A 19,366-nucleotide genomic window follows, 5' to 3' on the forward strand; every position below is an offset into this window, starting at 1 on the left:
GGCTCAGAGTTTAGAGATACTCAAGCGAACCCCGTCACCGATTTCCACAGCATCGACGGGCTCGCCGAGTTCGAAGCTGGTGGCCAGGATTTCGCGGGCGATCAACTCCGAGTGTGCGCGTGCCCAGTCGGCCCGCTCAGCAGGCACCGACATGACCACGCTGATGCGGTCGGAAACGTCGAGGCCGGTCGACTTGCGTAACTCCTGCAGCTCGCGGATGCGGTCTTTGGCCCAGCCTTCGGCTTCCAGTTCGGGGGTGACCGTGCCGTCCAGCACCACCAGGCCGGCGCCGGCGGGCAGCGCGGCGGTGTACTCCGGGTCGGCCGCCACCAGCCGGGAGCTGTACTCCTCGGGCTGCAGCACTGCCGGGCCGGCGGTCAGCGTGCCGTCGTCGTTGACGGCGCCCTCGCCGGCTTTCACCGCTTTGATGGCCGCCTGCACGTCTTTGCCCAGCCGCGGCCCGGCGACCCGGGCGTTGACCGTGAGCTCGAATCGCCCGTAGCGGGCGATGTCGTCGGTGAGCTCGACGCTTTTCACGTTGAGCTCATCGGCGATCAGGTCGGTGAACGGCTCCAGCCGCTGCGGGTCGTCTACGGCCACAGTGAGTTTCGACAGCGGCAGCCGCACCCGTAGCTGTTTGGCCTTGCGCAACGACGACGCGGCCGAGCACACCTCGCGGACCAGGTCCATGGCGGCAACCAGGTCGGTGTCGGCGGGCACCTCGCCGGACGCCGGCCAGTCGGTCAGATGCACCGAGCGCTCGCCGGTGATATTGCGCCAGATAACTTCGGTGGTCAGCGGCAGCAGCGGCGCGGCCAGCCGCGCGGTCACTTCCAGCACGGTGTGCAAGGTGTCGATCGCGTCGGCGTCCTCCTCCCAGAACCGCTGGCGGGAGCGTCGCACATACCAATTGGTCAGTGCTTCGGTGAACTGGCGCAGCTGCTCACAAGCGCCGGAGATGTCGCAGATGTCCATCTCCGCGGTGAGGTCCTCCCGCAGTGCCGCCAGCTTTGCCAAGACGTAGCGGTCCAGCACATGTCGCGAGTCAGTGCGCCAGCTCCCGACTTTCGGCGCGTACAGCGCCAGAAAGGTATAGGCATTCCAGAACGGCAGCATGACCTGGCGCACGCCCTCGCGGATACCGGGTTCGGTGACGATCAGGTTGCCGCCGCGCAGGATCGGCGACGCCATCAAAAACCAGCGCATCGCGTCGGAGCCGTCGCGGTCGAACACCTCGGACACGTCGGGATAGTTGCGCAGCGACTTGCTCATCTTCTGGCCGTCTGAACCCAGCACGATCCCATGTGCCACACAGGTTTTGAACGCGGGTCGGTCGAACAGCGCGGTGGCCAGCACGTGCAGGGTGTAGAACCAGCCGCGGGTCTGGCCGATGTATTCGACGATGAAATCGCCCGGGTAGTGGGTCTGGAACCAGTCCGCGTTTTTGAACGGGTAGTGCACCTGGGCATAGGGCATCGACCCGGAGTCGAACCACACGTCGAACACGTCGGGGATACGCCGCATCGTCGACCGCCCGCTTGGGTCGTCCGGATTGAGCCGGGTGAGCTCGTCGATGTAGGGGCGGTGCAGGTTATCCGGGCGCACCCCGAAGTCGCGCTCCAACTCGTCGAGACTGCCGTAGACGTCGAGACGCGGATGGGCCGGATCGTCGGAGGCCCACACCGGAATCGGGGTGCCCCAGTAGCGGTTCCGGGAGATCGACCAGTCGCGGGCTCCTTGTAGCCACTTGCCGAACTGGCCGTCCTTAACGTGCTCGGGATACCAGGTGATCTGCTGGTTGAGTTCGACCATGCGGTCCCGGAATTCGGTCACGCGGATGAACCACGACGACACCGCCCGGTAAATCAACGGGTTTCGGCAGCGCCAGCAGTGCGGGTAGGGGTGCTCGTAGGTTTCGTGGCGGATCAGCACCGCGCCGTTGGCAGTTCCGTTTTTCAGGTCGCGGATGATGTGCGGGTTGGCGTCGAACACGTGCTGCCCCTGGTAATCCGGGACGGTGGAGTCGAAGCGGCCTTTGGCGTCGACGGGTGTCACCGGCACGATGTCGGCCAGGGCGGCGGTGTCCATGTCGTCTTCGCCGTAGGCCGGGGCCAAGTGCACAATTCCGGTGCCGTCGTCGGTGGTCACGAACTCGCCGGGCAGCACCTGAAACGCGTTGGGCGAGTTCATGAAGAACGGGAACGGTGGCAGATACCGCAGACCCACCAGTTCGCTTCCGCGGTAGTGGCCCAGCACTTCGGGTTCGTCGCCGAATTCTCGCGCATAAGCGGCCAGCCGGGCCTCGGCCAACACCACCCGCCGGTCGCCGGCCCGCACCTGCACGTAGCTGACATCGGGATTGACCGCGACAGCCTGGTTGGACGGCAGCGTCCACGGTGTCGTCGTCCACACCAGCAGGTACGCGCCGGGCAGTTCGCCGTCGGATACCCGGAATCCGACCGTGAGCGCGGGATCCTGGCGGCTCTGGTAGATGTCGTCGTCCATCCGCAGCTCGTGGTTGGACAGCGGCGTCTCGTCGCGCCAGCAGTACGGCAACACCCGGTAGCCCTCGTAGGCTAAGCCCTTGTCCCACAACTGTTTGAACGCCCAGATCACCGACTCCATGTAGGACAGATCCAGCGTCTTGTAGTCATTGTCGAAGTCGACCCAGCGGGCCTGACGCGTTACATAGGCCTGCCATTCGTCGGTGTAGCGCAACACCGATTCGCGGCAGGCCTCGTTGAACGCGGCGATACCCATCGCGTCGATCTGCGATTTGTCGGTGATGCCGAGTTGTCGCTCGACCTCGAGTTCGGCCGGCAGGCCGTGGGTGTCCCAGCCGAACCGGCGCTCCACCTTGTATCCGCGCATGGTGCGATACCGCGGAACGATGTCTTTCACGTAGCCGGTGAGCAGATGCCCGTAGTGCGGCAGGCCGTTGGCGAACGGCGGGCCGTCGTAGAACACGTATTCTTCGGCGTCGGCGCGGCGGGTGATGCTGGCACGGAAAGTGTCGTCGTGGTCCCAATAGTCCAGGACCTCGAGTTCTGATGCCGGGAAGTCGGGCGCGCCGCCGGCCGGCTTCGGATAGGTCAAAACGTCGTCTCCCTATGCCACGTCTCTGGCCGGGGACGACGGACGCGCCGGTAGGCGCGAGCGCCGCGGTACCACCCCGCTTGCCACACCGAAGCGCGACCGCTCTACGACGGCTGTGACGGGCCTACCCGTTCGGTTCTACTGGGCCTGAAGGGGCTGTTCTTCCGAAGACTCCCCGGTGATGGCCGGATCGACGCCGCTGCAGCGATTGTACGGGGCGGACGCAAACCCACATCAGCCCAGCGCCGCCCTCGCTCCGGCGAAATTGTCGGCGCGCAGCACCAGGCGGGTGTTGGTCGCAAGGTAGACGGTTTCCAGGTTGACCTGCGCGGCGCCCAGCTTGTGCACGGCTTCGCCGAGCGCACCGGGACGGTCCTCCACGTCGAGCACGATCACCTCTTGCTCTTCGGCGATTTGGATGCCGGCGTCCTCCAAAGCTTCGAATGCCGATGTGGCGTCGTGGACCAGGATATGAACCTTGGCCTGCCCGCCCCCGCTGGTGACGGCGCACAGGCCGGCGATGTTGACGCCTGCCCGGCCCAGCACGTCGCCGACTTGGGCCAACTCGCCTGGGTCGTCGTCGAGATAGAGCATCAGATCGGTGGCCATGGCGCGCTCCCTTCGGACCGGCTCGGGTAGGTCAACGCTACTGCCGATGCCGACGCCGGTGGAAGCGCGCAATGGGCCGTGGCCGCGCTCGGTATGCTCACAATGCTTTCCCGCCAACCGTGTGGAGGAGGTGCGGCGGTGCGGCTGAGTGTGGCGCTGTGGGCCGTCATCGCACTTCTGGCTGCGTATTGGCGCTGGCATGCCGTCCCTGAGCCGCCGACACCAACGCCTGCGACGAAATCGTCGTTGCCCGCCGCCGCCGCCATTGGTCCCGGTGTTGCGATCGCCGCCTCCTACGCCGACGGTTCAGGTGGCATGCGCTGCACCGCCGGGTTTTTGGTGCGGTCCAGCACCGGACATCCCGGCCTGCTCTCCGCCGGACACTGCAACCGTCCGGGCGGACCGGGCACAGCGGCCATCACGTATGCGAAGACCGATACCTACGAGATGGTGGGCACCTTCGCGACGACGGTGTTCGACGGTGACGGCTGGCGACACCACGACATCGCGGTCATCGCGCTGGACAGCCCCGGCGCCATCCCGCTGACGTCGGATATCGCCGACCGGATAGCGGTGACCGACGTTGACGACAACGTCGCGGAGGGCGAGCAACTCTGCCATCTCGGTATTCGCACCGGAATGCAGGTCTGCGGGCCGGTCGTGCAAAACAGCGGCGGCAAAGTGGCCTTCGCGGCGCCGACCGGGTGCGGCGATTCCGGCGGGCCGGTCTACGCCGTTCGCCCCGACGGCACCGCCGCCGCGGTGGGCGTGCTGGTAGCCGGTTCCAACGGCGACGAATTCAAGCCGGGCTGTGAAAGGCCGGCGCGGTTCTCAGTGGCCGAGCTCATCAAGCCGTGGCTCGACGAGTGGCAGCTCACGGCCGTCACCACGCCGGCCCAGCCGTAGCTGTCAAACGTCCACGAAGGCGGGGCGGCCGTCCTTAGACTGCGGTGTGGCTTTCGACGCGGTGTTTGCCCGCGACGTGGTTCTGCCGCTGGCGACGGCGGCATACACCGTGATGGATGGCAGTGCCCCGGCACTGCCGCCGGGATTCGTGCAGACCTCGCTGATCCAGGCCAGCGGGGTGGTGCTGGCCGCGATGATCAACCCGCATCCCGCCGTGGCGGCAATGACCAAGGACACCAATATTTTCGGGTTGATGGGTCACAACACCACCACCCGCACCGCGTTCTTGTCGTTTCGCGGTACCTCGGACGTCGCGGATTGGGTGGCCGATCTCGACGCCGTCCCCGAGAACTATCGGCCGCTGGCCGGATTCGGTCAGGTGCACGACGGCTTCCAGGATGTCTACGAGACCATTCGCACCAGCATCGCCGCGGATCTGGCCGCCGCGACCGCGGGCTGCGATCAGATCCTGGTGACCGGGCACAGCCTCGGCGGGGCGCTGGCCGTGCTCGCGGCGCCCGACATTTTCAAAAACATGCCGCCCAACACCATCGAACCCAGACTCATCACGCTCGCCGGGCCGCGAGTCGGCCTGGTCGACTTCGCCGCGGCGTTCAACGCCGCCATCGAAAGCTGCTTTCGCGTGGTCAACTTCCTCGACATCGTCCCGCACGTACCGCCGTCGCCGTACGTGCACGTCGGCAGCCAAATCACCGTCGACAGCGGCGGTCCGATCGACATCGGGTGGCGCCACAGCCTGGTCGCCTACCGCGACGGACTGAGCGCGCTCATTGCGGCCCAGACATAAGGCGCTCCCGGAACCGAGGTGGGAGACACCTCAGTGCCGGGAGCGACGACACGTGTTACGAGCTGATCTCCAGCACGCCGGCCCGCCACAGCGCGGCGTAGAGCTGGCGCAGCGGAATGGACAGCAGCCGGGCCGCCCCCTCGACCAGCGGGTCACCGGCGAATAGACGATCGGACGGCTTGGAGACGTGCTTGGTCGCCGCCGTCGGCTGGGGCACCACCCTCAGCTTCGGCGTCTGCGTTGCCGTTACCACTTCGTCGTACAGTGCAGCGGTCATGGTCGCCTCCTAAGCGGAAAATCAAACGGGAACAACAGGATTCGGATGTCCCGTCCGAAACGGCGCCTTGAGGCAAACGCGCTTGCTCAGCTGAGCGCGGCGTGCCGGAGGCCGGATCGGGACGAAACAAAGCCCGGATATCGGTCCGGACTATCACTGGAACTCATGCGTCCCTCACCTCCTCGCGGCCGTATGGTGTGCGGCTATCCGCACGTTTCGCGCGCAAGCAGGAATACAGAACCCGATCACTATCGGGAAACCGCACCCCACTCGTCAGAGCTTCGGCACTACACGGCGTATCCGGAAACCGGAAGCCACTTGGGCTCAACCCTTAAGCCGGGAGGAGCTGTCCTGACCCTGGGCGTCTCTCGACGTTCGGGGTCAGTGGCCTGTATCCATGTAGACGCCTCGCCTAACGAGGTGCTTACCCAACCGATGATGCATGAAGACGCCGATCGGGTCAATTCAAACACACCTGTGAATGTGCTGAACCACTGCTGAATGCCGTGAACTGCGGTTATGCCGTTGACTACGGACCAGTCCGGGCATGTCGCGGCCGCAGCCCGTCAAGCACCAGCGACACCGCGAAATCGGAGACGTCGGCAGCGGTGACGCCGTCATCGGTGGACAGCCGCCGGTGGGCCAGTTGGCCGATCAGCGCCGCCAACGTGTAGGCCACCATCCGGGGCGGTGCGGCCACCACCTCGCCGCGCTGCTGACCCACGACGATGAAAGTTTGAATGTCGTCGATGAACCGCTCGTAGATGCCGCCGAGGTGCTTCTCGAACCGGTCCCCCAACGCATAGGCGTCGCGAAACAAGAGTTTGACCGCGGCCTTGTCGGCTTCGAAGAACTCCAACGTCGCCCGCACCGCCGTGCGGAATCGCGCCTCGCCGCCGGGTGACGGGCCGACGGCCGCCGAGACGTGAGCCCGCAGCGTTTGCTCTTCGACAGCCATCAAGGCATTGAACAACTCATCTTTGGAGTCGAAGTACCAGTAGACCGACCCGTAGGCCAGCCCCGCTTCTTTGGCGATGTCGGCGATCGTGGTGGCGTGAAAACCCTTGCGGGCGAAGACTTTCTTGGCCGCAACCAGAATCTGGTCACGTCGGGCCGACTTGTCCTCGTCGCTGACCGCGCGGCGACGGCGGGTTCGGGTGCCGGCTGGACTCACCGATCGACCAGCTCGTCGAGGTGCCCGACGGCGTCGATGAACTCCGACACCATCTCGAGCACCACCGACCGCGCCGGCTGCACCTTGTCAAGCGACCCGACCACCTGGCCGACGAAGTAGGTCGCCAGCTCGCGGGCTTTGGCGCCGGCGTGGCCGGCGGCCTGGTTGATGCGCACCTGCGGGTCGGCGACCAGCGCGCTTTGCAGCGGCATGCCGAGCGGGGACGGGCTCTCGGGCCGTTCCCACTCGTCGGTCCACGCGGTGCGCAGCATGCGCGCGGGTTTGCCGGTCAACGAACGTGAGCGCACCGTGTCCGACGACGACGCGGCCAGGAATTTGTCCTTGACCACCGGCGGCGTCTCGGCTTCCTCGGTGGTCAGCCACACCGATCCGCACCACACCCCCTCGGCGCCCAGGGCCAGCGCCGCGGCGACCTGGCGGCCGCGGGCAATCCCGCCGGCGGCCAGAACGGGCAGCGGCGCAACGGCGTCGACGATTTCGGGGACCAGCACCATCGTCGCCACTTCGCCGGTGTGGCCGCCGGCCTCGGTGCCCTGGGCGACAACCAGGTCCACCCCGGCGGCCGCGTGCCGCAGCGCATGCTGCGTCGTACCTGCCAGCGCGGCTACCAGCACGTCGTTGTCGTGGGCGCGGGTGACCAAATCCGCGGGGGGTGGGCCCAGCGCGCTGGCGATCAGGCGGATGTCGTGGTCGAAGGCCACATCGAGCAGCGGCTGATAGCCCTTCGGCGACACATTCAGCCCGGCGGTGGGCCGCGGCTTCGACTGGTCGCTGGCCGTCGAGATGTCGTAGCGGCCCAGCAGGTCGTCGAGAAACGCGCGGTGCTCTTCGGGCAGCAGCTCTCGCACCTGCCCCGCGTCGATGCCGCCGGATTCGGCGCCGACGTACTTGGGCGGCAGCAGCAGGTCGACGCCGTACGGCTTGCCACCGGTTTGCTGTTCTATCCAGCTCAGTTCGCTATCCAGCCGCTGCGGGCTGTGTGCGACGGCGCCGAGAACGCCGAAGCCGCCGGCGTTGGTCACCGCGGCCACCACATCGCGGCAATGGCTGAATGCGCAGATCGGAAACTCGACGCCGAGCATCTCGGCGGCTCTGGTTCGCACGACGACGACGCTATGAGTTATTGATTGACGTGTCAATCTACTCCGCTACGTCGCAGGCGCCTGCCCGTCGGGTGGCCAACCGGAAACGCCGTCCTCCAGCGGGACGCGCAGGCTGTGCAGGATCGACGCGATCATCCGCCACGCGCCGATTGCGGTGACCAACTCGATGAGCTCTGTGCGATCGGCGAATTCGCGTTCGCACGCCGCCCAACTGTCGGCACTCACCGCGCCGTCGCGGACGACGTCGTCGGTGGCCGCCAGCACCGCGCGCTCGGCGGAGCCGAATCCGTTGTGGGACTGCCAATCACGTACGCCCAGCAGATCATCGGCTGAAATGCCGAGGCCTTGCGCCACCCGCCAATGTTGGGTCCACTCGTACTCGGAGGCGGTGAGCCAGCCGATGCGCATGATCGCCAATTCGCGCAGCCGCGAGTCCAGCACACCATGCCAGAGCATGGTGGCCAGCAGATCATTGAGCGCGCGGGCCAGGCTGGGATGGTTCAGCAGCATCTGAAAGATGTTGAGCTCGGCCATGTAATCGGGTACACCGGCTTCGTCGGCGGCGGCCTTGGCCTCGGCGACAGGTAAGAGCGGCAGGCGGGGTTCGGTCATTGGCGCTGCTCCTCCACATCGCTAACAATCAACAGCGGGAGTCCCCGTGTCAATCAGGCAGCGGTTTGGCATACCCAGCCGGCTGGCGTGCTACCGCTTTCGATAAAGCGGGCTAGCTCCGCGGCGGTGTGGGCGGGCAGGTCGGTGTCGGCGTGCGGGTAGATGACCGGTTCTTCCTTGGAATTGTGCTGCTCGAGTTGGCTCAGCAACGTGCGGCACGATGCCGCCAGCCCCTCGCTGTCGGTTCCGGTTGTCAGCAGATCGCTCAGCGCGTCCATGGTGCGCCACAGCTCGCCATGTTCGCGCAGCATCACGAAGATCGGCATCACCATCCCGCCTTCGCGAAGCGGCGGGAACAGGAACACCTCTTCGAGATAAATGTGTCGTCGCAGGGCTTCCAGCGCTGCAAGCAGCAGTTCGGGTTGCCCGCCACCGCCATCGAGCTTGTCGACGAAAGTAGCGATGCCGGAGTCGATTTCGTGGTGTTCGCGTTCCAGCGCTGCTGCCAGGTTGGGCACTGTGCCTACTCGAGTTCGGCGTCGACGCTGATCTCGGCGCCGGCAAACAACCGCGACACCGGGCACAGCGCAGCGGCCTCGTCGACGATGGTCGCGAAGGCACCGGCATCCAGGCCGGGCACCCGGCCGCGCACCTTGAGCCGGGAGGTGGTGATTGTCGGGAGCCCGTCCACTTCGTCGAGCGTCACGGTGGACTCGACGTTGAGTCGCTCTGGCGGAGTCTTGTTTTCGCCCAACTTCAGCGCCAACGCCATCGCGAAGCACGACGAATGCGCGGCGGCAGCCAGCTCTTCGGGGCTGGTCTTGCCGCCCGGTTGCTCGGTACGTGCCGCCCAGCTCACCGCCAAGCCGTCGAGCGCCCCGCTGCTCCCCTCAAAAAGGACACCGCCGCCGCGTGCCAGCGGGCCTTCCCATGTCGTCGTCGTAGATCGTTCGGCAATGCTCATCGGCACCGACTCCTCTAGAGCTCTGCTGTCCGCGCTGACTGGAGGACAGCGGTTTTTACAACTTCGACTTGTGTAAACACTAGCCCACGCCGACGACGATGAGAAGGGTGCAGATTGTGTTCGCCCTGAGGGCAACCGAGTAGGGTTTGCAGGGTTGGCGACTGGCGCAGGTGGCATACCACCGGGAAGCCGAAATTCGGACGCATCGACCGCCTGGGTGCTCCTCACATCGGAGGAGTCAAGCCGTGCCCACAACGAACCAGTGGTCTGAGGACGACGGTGGCCGCAGATACCTTCGAAGCCTGCCTGTCCTCACTGGCAACGGCCCCGGATTTAACACTGACGATGTTCCCGCAGAACCGGTCTCGTTGTTCACCACGTGGTTGCGGCACGCCGTCGATGCCGCCGTGCCCGAACCCCACGCGATGACGCTGTCAACCGTCGACGCACAAGGATTACCGCGGGCCCGGGTACTGATCCTCAAATCCGTCGACGCGCAAGGGTGGCATTTCGCTGTCAGCTCGGTAAGCCAAAAAGGTCGCGACCTGTCGGCCAATGCTTTTGCGGCGTTGACTTTTTACTGGCCGGCTCTGGTTCGACAAGTACGGATAGGCGGCATCGTCGTCAATGATGGAGCCGAGGCGAGCGCACAAGACTTCCTAGCCCGTCCGTTCGGGTCACGCGCGATGGCATTGACACTCAGGCAAAGCCAACCACTGACGGATCGCGCAGAGCTAGAGGCAGAGATCGACAAGGCCCATCGCAAGCTCGGCGACAACCCCGAACTCGTTCCGGACGAATGGATTTCATACGCCGTGCAACCTCACTACGTCGAGTTCTGGGAAGGAGCACCAGACAGGCGCCACCAGCGACTGTGCTACCAACGCAACGGAGAACGTTGGGATCGGGGCCAACTATGGCCGTAGCGACTTCCAGCCCCACGATGCGCGCTGTTAGCATGCGGTACCGGTCGGACGTTAAGGCGGATGCGTGAAAAACGTTGCTAAAGTGCTGCTATTCGGGCTTGTTGAACTTGTGGTGTTCGGCTTAGTGCTGTTTTCGGCAGCCGGCACGTTCAACTACTGGCAAGCATGGGTTTTCCTGGCGTTGTTTGTCCTATGGACGTGGGTGCCCAGCGTTTACTTGCTGCAGACGAATCCCGATGCGCACCAGCGGCGCAGGCGCGCGGGGCCAACGGCTGAGAGCCGAACCGCGCAGAAGATCGTTATCGCCGGCTGGTACTTGTCGCTGGCCGCAATGGTCGTGGTGAGCCCGCTTGACTACCGCTCTGGCTGGTCGTCGGTACCGACGGCGCTGTGCTTGGTGGGTGACGTGCTGGTGTCGGTTGGATTGGGACTGACGGTATGGGTGGTCATCCAGAACAGCTACGCGGCCTCAACCGTCCGGGTGGAGGAAGGCCAGCGGCTCATTTCGACCGGGGTGTACGGGCTGGTGCGTCACCCCATGTACACCGGCAACGTGATCGCGATGGTCGGCTTCCCTCTTGCGCTCGGCTCCTACTGGGGGCTGGTGTTCGTGGTGCCCGGCGTGATCGTGCTGATCTTGCGCATCCGCGATGAAGAAAAGCTGCTCCGAGAAGAGTTGGACGGATACCTCGAATACACGCAGAAGGCGCGATACCGACTGGTACCACTGATGTGGTAGGCATCGCCGAACGTATTGCAGGCCAACGACATCGGGCTGCCGAACGCATGTGGCAAGACGGCCCTACGCATCGCCGGACGGGCGCGCGCCGGAACCTTCTTTCACCGAGTCGACGTCTCTGCCCAACTGCTGGCTGAGGCTTCGGACGGACGGCGCCTCGAATAGGGCGGGCACCGCAAGGCGGGTATCGAGCGCGGCGTTGATCGCTGCGATCGCCCGCATCGCGGCGATCGAGTCCCCACCCAGATCGAAAAATGACTCGTTGACTCCGACCCGGTCTACTTCCAGCACCTGGGCATAGATCCCGGCCACAATTTGCTCGACCAGCGTCGCCGGGGCGTGATACTCACCGTTGGTGTCCTGCGGTTGTGATGCCGACACTACCGTGCGAGCTGACGGGGTCGACCACGCCGCTCGGTCCTCCAGCAGATCCAACGACGCCAACGGCCGCGTCGGATGCGCAGTCATGGCCACCAACACCTGCTCGAACCGCTCGACCAGCGCTTCGACGTTGGCCAAATCGAAAACGTCGGTGTCGAATTGGACGCGAAGGCTCAGTTCCGTGCCCGGACCGGCCTGGACCGTCAGCGGGTAGTGGTAGTAGTCGCGGCTGGTGAAGCCGGTGATGGACAGCCCGTCGAAGCCCGGCGTTGCACCGGTGTCGGTCGGATAGTTCTCGTACACGAACACGGTGTCAAACAGGCGTTCTTGCCCGGTGATGCGGTGAATGTCGCTCAGCGCCACGTGCTGGTGATCGAGCGTCTCGTTGTGGGCGTTTTGCAGCTGGTCGAGCAGATCTGTGGTGGTGGTCGCCGGCGCAAATTGCGCCCGCACCGGAACCGTGTTGATCAAGAGACCCACCATGGATTCCGCGCCGACCACCTCTGGTGGCCGTCCCGAGACGACGGTGCCGAACGCCACGTCATGCTTGCCGGTCAGCGAGGACAACAGCAGCGCCCAGGCGCCCTGCAGCACGATGTTGACTGTGGTGTGGCGCGAGCGGGCCAGCTTGCTAAGGGCTTGGGTGATCTTCGCAGACAACCTGAACGACTCAACGCTTCGCCGCCGCAGACCCGTCAGCTTCTGCCGTGGACCGACCAGGATGGGAGTGTCAAAGTCGGCAAATACGTGGCGCCATGCCGCGTGGGCGGCGGTGCGATCCCGTTCGGCGAGCCAGTTCATGAAGCTGCGATACCGCGAGGCCGCGGGCAGCCGCTGCTGGTGGTAACTGGCGAAGATTTCGTGCATCAGGATCGGCATCGACCAGCCGTCGAGCACGATGTGGTGATTGGTGAGCACAAACCGGTGCCGGTCTCGGCCGGTGCGGATCAACGCCACCCGGAAGGCCGGCTGGTCGACCAGGTCGCAGACTGCGGCTCGTTCGGCGGCGCAGATCCGCTCGATCTGCTCGTCGAGATTGCCGTCGTCCACTTCGACGTACTGCCAGGGTGCCACCGGATCAGCGGGAATGATCTGCACCGGTTGGTCGAACTGTGGGCAGAATCGGGCCGCCAGATGGGGATGCCGGATAACCGCGGCCTGTACGGCGTCGCGCAGCCGGTGCTGGTCCAGCGGGCCGCTCAGTGCGATGTCCAGCTGCACCGCGTAGGCATCGTCGCCGGAGCCTTGGGCAACGCTGGCGTGGTAGAGCAGTCCCTGCTGCAACGGGGTCAGCGGCAACACGTCAGCGATGCGGTGATGGCGGCACAAATCGTCGAGCTGGTGCTGGCTCAGCCGGGCCGGCGCGATATCTGAGGGAGTCAACCCGCCTCCGCCGCGCCGGACATGCGCGCAGATGCCGGCCAGGGCGTCAAACCACAACCGGCTGACCCGGGTTACCGCGGTGCGATCCAGCGCCGAGGGCGCCCACGTCCACGTGGCGTGCAAGTGCGGGCCGGTATCCGTGTCGATCGTGACGGCGTTGAGCTCCACGGTGTGCGCCAGTGGCATAGGCAACGCAGCGGCCGCACCCGTCAGCGACAAGCCCTCTTCGCTGAACCGCCACACATCGCCGTACGCGTAAGCGGCTGGGGCACCCAGACGTCCGAAATAGTTGAACCCGATCTGCGGGTCGGACGCGCGGAGGTCCACCTCAGGGTTCAGGTAGCGCAGCAGACCATAGGTCAGGCCGTCGGGCAGCGCACGAAGCTGCTCCTTGGCCTGCTTGATCACCGCACCCAGTGCCGCCTCCCCGGCCACCACCTGCGTCCAGCGCAGTTCGCCGACGTTCACCGACACCGGATATTTGGTGGTGAACCACCCCATCGTGCGCGAGAGGTCCACATCGGCAGCTCCACCCAGATCTTCGACGCGCCCGTGGCCCTCGACGTCAATGGCGATCGGTGCGGCTCCGGTGCCCAAGTATTGCGTCCACGCCAAGGCGAACGCGATCAAGAGGATGTCGTGCATCCCGGCACGAAACGCCGCGGGTACCTCAGCAAGCAACATGCGGGTGGTCTCGGCGTCCAGCAATTCCGACAAGTGCCCGGCGGTGGCAAACGTATCCAGCTCGGATTGCACCGCCGGCAGCGTGGACGGAGTCGCCGCGACCTGCCGCCACACCTCGGCGTGGTCAACCACTTCTGGATCGCGGGCATGCTTGGCCAGTAGGTCTGCCCATCGGGCAAACGACGTCCCGCCGGCGGGCAACACCACCTGATGCCCGCCACGATGCTGCGCCCAGGCGATGTTGAGGTCTTCCAACGCAATCCGCCACGACACCCCGTCGACGGCCAGATGGTGAACGATCAGCGCCAACTGGCCGGTGGAAGAACCCCACAGCGCACTGAGCATCATTCCGCCGGCCGGGTTCAACCGCGACCGCGCCGCCACCAGCGCCTCGCCGGACAACACCTCCACGGTCTGCAGGCATCCACGCGCACCTACCGAGCCCGGCTCGGGCACCGTCAACGACCACCCGCCGGCGCCGTCATCCTCCACACGCAACCGCAACATGCCATGTCGATCCAGCAACGCTTGAAGCACGACCAGCACGTCGGCCTCGGTAACTCCAACCGGTGCCTGCAGCAACACCGTCTGGTTGAACTCGTCGACTGGGCCGTCCACGCCTTGCAGCCAGCGCATGATCGGGGTGGCCACTACCGGCCCGAGACCCTCATCAATCGGACCATCCGCACCGCCGGTCACCATCGCCACTCGGGCCAGCCGGGCCACGGTCTGCTCGACAAAAATGTCGCGGGGGCGACACACCAGGCCCGCCGCACGCGCCCACGTCACCACCTGGATGGCCGAAATGCTGTCCCCACCCAGGTCGAAGAAAGAATCATCAACGCCGACCCGCTCCAGCCCGAGGACTTGGGCGTAGATGGCGGCCAGTGTCTCCTCGATCTCGCTGCCCGGGGCGCGGTAATGGTCGATGTCTTGGTACTCCGGTGCCGGTAGGGCGCGAGTGTCGAGTTTGCCGTTGACCGTCAACGGCAGCGCCTCGATCGCCACCACCGCGGCCGGCACCATGTAGGCCGGCAGCCGCTCAGCCAGCACCGCCCGCGACCCGGCCACGTCGACGGTGCCGGTCACGTAACCCACCAGGCGCTTGTCGCCGGGGCGGTCCTCGCGGGCGATCACCACCGCCTGCTCTACCCCGTCCAGCCCGGCCAACGCCGCGCGCACCTCACCGAGCTCGATGCGGTACCCACGGATCTTGACCTGCGCATCGGCGCGCCCCAAATACCGGAGCTGCCCATCAGCACCCCAACACACCAAATCACCGGTGCGATACATCCGTCGTCCGGTGGCCTCCTGGCCACCGAACGGACACGCCACAAACCGCGACGACGTCAACGCCGATCGACGCACATACCCATAGGCCAGCCCCCCGCCGGCCACATACAACTCTCCGACCACCCCAACCGGCACCGGATGCAACGACCCATCCAGCACAAAAAAGCCTAGGTGCCGCAATGGCACCCCGATCGGGCTGGCACTGCTGTCGACATCGCCGGCGACGATTTCCCGGAAGGAGGCATGCACCGTCGTCTCGGTGGTGCCATACATGTTGATCAAGCGCGGTGAGCGCGGGTGGTGATTCACCCAGGTTCCGAGACGCCGCGTATCTAGCCCTTCCCCTGCGAACACCACCGCTCGAAGCGAAAGTTGTTGTCCCAGCTCCGGTGAGAGTGCGTCGGCGGATTGCAGCGCATAAAACGCCGACGGGGTCTGGCTTAACACATCGACCTGTTCGGTCACCAGCAAGGCGTGGAAGTCTTCCGGGGAACGTGCCACCGCTTCGGGTACGACCACCAGCCGCCCACCCCCGAGTAACGCGCCCCACATCTCCCACACCGAGACGTCAAACGCCAACGAATGCCACTGCGTCCACACCTGATCAGCCAGCTCCATGCAAGTGGCCGCCGCGTCTAGCAGCTGGGTCACGTTGCGGTGCGTGACGGCAACGCCCTTCGGGGTACCGGTCGTACCCGACGTGTAGATGAGGTAAGCGATCTCCTCTGCTACCGGTACCGGCAACGCTGTGCTGAGTTGCGTCTCAATGCGGGGGTCGTCGACATCGATGATCAGCAGATCGCAGTCTGTCAGCCGGCCGGCCAAATCGGCGGTAGTGATCGCGACGATCGGCGCGGCATCCGCAACCATGAACTCGAGTCGAGCTTTCGGCGACAGCGGGTCGATCGGAAGATACGCCGCCCCAGTCTTGAGCACCGCCAAGATAGCCACGATCGCCTCAGCCGACCGAGACAGCAGCAGTGCCACACACTGCCCCGGACCCACATCCTGCCGAGCAAGCAAGTGCGCCAACCGGTTCGCGGCCTCTTCAAGCTGCCGATAGGTCATCGCACAGCCGTCGATGGTCAGCGCAACTGCCTCCGGGGCGCGGACGACCTGGGCGGCAAACAACTCAGGAATCGACGCTGACGCCATCTCCGGCTGGGTCAGTATCGCGCGGTTACCCCACTCCGCTAACCGAGCGTGCTCACTGTCATCGACCACATCGATCGACGAGAGGCGCTGACCCGGATCGGCAGCCATGCTCATCAACACACACTCGAATCGCTGAATCAGCGTCTCGATGCTGGCATGGTCGAACACATCAGTGCGGAACTCCACCGTCCCGGAAATCCCATCGGGCTCACCAGCTTCGGTCCAGCGTTCGGCAAACGAAAACGACAGATCCATGCGAGCGGTGTGGGTGTCCAGCGGGAGCTGGGTGACCTCCAAATCGCCCAACGCCAGCTCGGCGCCCGGATCGCTGGTTTGTCCGGGAACGTTCTGCCAGGCCAACATCACCTGCACTAGCGGATGGTGAGTCAAAGACCGGGCGGGATTGAGCCGCTCGACGAGCAGTTCGAACGGCACGTCTTGGTGCTCGTAGGCCGCCAGGCTGCGGGCTCGGACCTGGGCAAGCACTTCGGCAACGGTCGGATCTCCGGCGACATCGATTCGCAACACAAGTGTGTTGACAAAAAACCCGACCAGCTGATCGAGGGCCGTATCACGGCGCCCGGCGATCGGAAAGCCCACGGCCACATCCGAACTCGCACTGAGTTTCGAGAGCAGCACCGCCAGGGCGGCCTGCATCACCATGAAGCCGGTCGCGTTGTGCGCACCGGCCATCCGGTTAACCTGCTGTTGCACCTGGGCGGGCCAGTCCACGGCCGCCTTGGCGCCACGGTGATCGGCCACCAGCGGATAAGGCCGGTCGATAGGCAGCGCCAACCGCTCGGGCATGTCGGCCAGCGCATCTTCCCAAAATCTCAGTTGCGTGGCGATACGACTGTCGCTGTCGTCGAGATCGCCGAGCTGCGCACGCTGCCACAGCGTGTAATCGGCGTATTGCACCGGCAGTTCCGTCCACTGCGGGGCTTGCCCTGCACACCGGCCGGCGTAGGCCACTGCCAGATCGGCCACCATGGGACTGATCGACCAGCCGTCGGCGGCAATATGGTGTACCACGACCACCAGCACGTGATCGTCCTCGGCGACGCGGAAAAGCTTTGCATGCAAGGGGATTTGGCTGGACAGGTCGAACGTGTAGCGCGCCGCGGCTTCGATGGCCTGATGCAGCCGACTTGTCGGCCATCCGGTGGCATCAACGACGTCCCAACCGAATTCAGCTTGTTCGGGGGGCATCACCACTTGATGCGGGATGCCGTCGGGGGCGGCGAACAGGGTGCGCAAGCTTTCATGTCGACCCATCACATCGCCAAGCGCCGCGCCTAAGGCATCAACGTCAACTCCCCCGCCCAGTCGCAACCCCACCGCCAGGTTGTAAACCGGGGAGGGGCCCTGCAACTGGTCGATAAACCACAGCCGGGATTGCGCAAACGACAGTGGAATCACCGCAGGCCGCAAGCCAACCACCAACGGCTCCAAGCGTCCGCCCTCATCCTCACCAAGACGGGGTGCCAGCTGGGACACCGTGGGTGCCTCGAACACGGTGCGCACCGTCAGCCTGGCGTCCAGGCCGGAGTTGATTGCGGCAACCAGACGCATCGCCGAGAGCGAATCCCCACCCCGGTCGAAGAACGAGTCATCGGCGCCGACGCGCTCCACGCCCAGCACACGGGCGTAGATGCCAGCCAGGATTTCCTCGGTGGGGGTCGCCGGGGCGCGGTAATGATCGACATCGAGGTACTCCGGGGCCGGCAGGGCGCGAGTATCAAGTTTGCCGTTAACCGTCAACGGCAGTACATCTAAGCCCACCACCGCAGTCGGCACCATGTAGCTCGGCAGCCGCTCGGCCAGCTCAGCGCGTAATCCGGCCGGGTCGACGGCTCCGGTCACATAGCCCACCAGGCGCTTGTCGCCGGGATGATCCTCGCGCGCGATCACCACCGCCTGCTCGACGCCGTCGAGTCCTGCTAGCACCGCCTGGATTTCGCCGAGCTCGATGCGATATCCGCGGATCTTGACCTGCTCATCGGCGCGGCCCATATACCGCAGCTGCCCGTCGGCATCCCAACACACCAAATCCCCTGTGCGGTACATCCGTATCCCAGGGTCCCCCGGCTCTGCGAACGGGCAGGCGACGAACCGCGACGAGGTCAACCCGGCCCGGCCCACATAGCCGTAACCCAGTCCTGCACCGGCCACATACAACTCGCCCACCACATCCGACGACACCGGGCGCAGCCAACCGTCGAGCACAAAAAAGGCCAGATGCGCCAACGGCACCCCGATCGGGCTGACAGTCTTGCCGGCGTCGGCTTCGACGATCTCGCGGAATGAGGCGTGCACGGTCGTCTCCGTGATGCCGTACATGTTGATCAACCGCGGTGACCCCGGGTGGTCGTCCAACCACGACCGAAGACGCTGTGGTTCCAGCGCTTCCCCGCCGAATATCACCGCCTCGAGCTCGAGCTGAGCGCCCAGCTCCGGCTGCTGCGCATCAAGGGATTGCAGCACATAAAACGCCGAGGGGGTCTGACTCAAGATGCTGATGCGCTCGGCGATCAGCAACGCATGGAACTCTTCGGGTGAGCGGACCACCGAATCGGGCACCACCACAAGCCGGCCGCCGTGTAAGAGCGCGCCGAAGATCTCCCACACCGAGAAGTCGAACGCCAGCGAATGGCACTGCGTCCACGCCTGGCGCGTCGACAGTGACAGGTCGGCGTCGAGCGCGCGGAGCAACTCCGTCACGTTGTGGTGCGGGATCGCAACGCCTTTGGGGACCCCGGTTGTGCCTGAGGTGTAGATCAGATACGCGATGTTGTCCGGGCTCGGTGCCGGTAGTGCGGTGCCCGGCTGCCCAACGACTGCGGGGTCATCAACATCGACGACCAACAACTCGTGCCCGCCCAACCGGCCGGTCAGATCCGACGTGGTGACCGCGGCAATCGGCGCCGCATCGGTGAGCACGAATTCCAGCCGCGCATCGGGCACCGCCGGATCGATCGGCACATAGGCCGCCCCCGTCTTGAGCACCGCCATGATCGCCACGACCGCCTCAGCCGAGCGGGAAAACAGCAACGCCACCCGTTGACCCGGACCGATACCGTGCGCAACCAGCAAGTGCGCCAACCGATTCGCGGCCTCGTCCAACTCGAGGTAGGACCACGAGCGCCCCGCAGAGGTCAGCGCTACCGCCTGCGGGTGGCGGGTCACGCGCTCGGCGAACAACGCCGGAATCGACACCGGCATCGGTGCGAGCCGG

The 19,366-nt window shown here is 65.4% G+C and carries 13 protein-coding genes and 2 riboswitches; of the genes, 4 read left to right on the forward strand and 9 right to left on the reverse strand.

The annotated features are described in order from the left end of the window. Window positions 1-3 precede the first annotated feature (3 nt). A complete protein-coding gene (gene ileS, locus AC5Y42_RS13835) occupies window positions 4-3,096 on the reverse strand; it encodes an isoleucine--tRNA ligase (protein WP_499898867.1) in 3,093 nt (1,030 codons plus the stop codon). A 234-nt stretch (window positions 3,097-3,330) separates the two neighbouring features. Then, window positions 3,331-3,705 carry an ACT domain-containing protein gene (locus AC5Y42_RS13840; protein ID WP_499898868.1) on the reverse strand — a complete coding sequence of 125 codons (375 nt, stop codon included), beginning with the start codon at window positions 3,703-3,705 and terminating at the stop codon, window positions 3,331-3,333. A 138-nt stretch (window positions 3,706-3,843) separates the two neighbouring features. Between AC5Y42_RS13840 and AC5Y42_RS13845 the strand changes: the two genes are divergently transcribed. Together AC5Y42_RS13845 and AC5Y42_RS13850 are read left to right on the forward strand one after the other, a co-directional pair. Further along, complete coding sequence (locus tag AC5Y42_RS13845; protein ID WP_499898869.1) at window positions 3,844-4,611, forward strand: chymotrypsin family serine protease; 768 nt, start codon at window positions 3,844-3,846, stop codon at window positions 4,609-4,611. Window positions 4,612-4,657: 46 nt separating this feature from the next. Then, entirely contained in the window at window positions 4,658-5,419 is a 762-nt protein-coding gene (locus AC5Y42_RS13850) for a lipase family protein (RefSeq protein ID WP_499898871.1), read from the forward strand. 55 nt (window positions 5,420-5,474) lie between these two features. Here the strand turns inward: AC5Y42_RS13850 and AC5Y42_RS13855 are convergent, their stop codons facing one another. The 6 genes from AC5Y42_RS13855 to AC5Y42_RS13880 all read right to left on the reverse strand — a co-directional run bounded on the left by AC5Y42_RS13855 (window position 5,475) and on the right by AC5Y42_RS13880 (window position 9,570). Beyond that, a complete protein-coding gene (locus AC5Y42_RS13855) occupies window positions 5,475-5,696 on the reverse strand; it encodes an Rv1535 family protein (protein WP_499898872.1) in 222 nt (73 codons plus the stop codon). A gap of 258 nt (window positions 5,697-5,954) precedes the next feature. After that, window positions 5,955-6,123: riboswitch (M-box (ykoK) riboswitch) on the reverse strand. A gap of 102 nt (window positions 6,124-6,225) precedes the next feature. Continuing rightward, the gene (locus AC5Y42_RS13860) at window positions 6,226-6,870 is read right to left on the reverse strand and encodes a TetR/AcrR family transcriptional regulator (RefSeq protein ID WP_499898873.1); all 645 of its coding nucleotides are present in this window, start codon (window positions 6,868-6,870) and stop codon (window positions 6,226-6,228) included. Then, window positions 6,867-7,994 (reverse strand): NAD(P)H-dependent flavin oxidoreductase, encoded by a 1,128-nt coding sequence (locus AC5Y42_RS13865; protein ID WP_499898875.1) that lies wholly within the window; start codon window positions 7,992-7,994, stop codon window positions 6,867-6,869. Before AC5Y42_RS13865 ends, AC5Y42_RS13860 begins: the two co-directional genes overlap by 4 nt. A 45-nt stretch (window positions 7,995-8,039) precedes the next feature. Next, window positions 8,040-8,606 carry a carboxymuconolactone decarboxylase family protein gene (locus tag AC5Y42_RS13870; protein WP_499898876.1) on the reverse strand — a complete coding sequence of 189 codons (567 nt, stop codon included), beginning with the start codon at window positions 8,604-8,606 and terminating at the stop codon, window positions 8,040-8,042. Window positions 8,607-8,659: 53 nt separating this feature from the next. Further along, complete coding sequence (locus tag AC5Y42_RS13875) at window positions 8,660-9,124, reverse strand: hemerythrin domain-containing protein (RefSeq protein WP_499898877.1); 465 nt, start codon at window positions 9,122-9,124, stop codon at window positions 8,660-8,662. Between the two features lie 5 nt (window positions 9,125-9,129). After that, the gene (locus AC5Y42_RS13880) at window positions 9,130-9,570 is read right to left on the reverse strand and encodes an OsmC family peroxiredoxin (protein WP_499889633.1); all 441 of its coding nucleotides are present in this window, start codon (window positions 9,568-9,570) and stop codon (window positions 9,130-9,132) included. A 147-nt stretch (window positions 9,571-9,717) separates the two neighbouring features. Then, window positions 9,718-9,796, forward strand: a riboswitch (ZMP/ZTP riboswitch). 19 nt (window positions 9,797-9,815) lie between these two features. On the opposite strand from AC5Y42_RS13880, the gene AC5Y42_RS13885 reads away from it, so the two are divergent. Together AC5Y42_RS13885 and AC5Y42_RS13890 are read left to right on the forward strand one after the other, a co-directional pair. Beyond that, window positions 9,816-10,496 (forward strand): pyridoxine/pyridoxamine 5'-phosphate oxidase, encoded by a 681-nt coding sequence (locus AC5Y42_RS13885; protein WP_499898878.1) that lies wholly within the window; start codon window positions 9,816-9,818, stop codon window positions 10,494-10,496. Window positions 10,497-10,560: 64 nt separating this feature from the next. Beyond that, complete coding sequence (locus AC5Y42_RS13890) at window positions 10,561-11,235, forward strand: methyltransferase family protein (protein ID WP_499898880.1); 675 nt, start codon at window positions 10,561-10,563, stop codon at window positions 11,233-11,235. Between the two features lie 63 nt (window positions 11,236-11,298). Here the strand turns inward: AC5Y42_RS13890 and AC5Y42_RS13895 are convergent, their stop codons facing one another. Beyond that, window positions 11,299-19,347 (reverse strand): amino acid adenylation domain-containing protein, encoded by an 8,049-nt coding sequence (locus tag AC5Y42_RS13895; RefSeq protein ID WP_499899029.1) that lies wholly within the window; start codon window positions 19,345-19,347, stop codon window positions 11,299-11,301. Window positions 19,348-19,366 lie beyond the last annotated feature (19 nt).

It is taken from the genome of Mycobacterium sp. NGS48 (genome assembly GCF_059812585.1).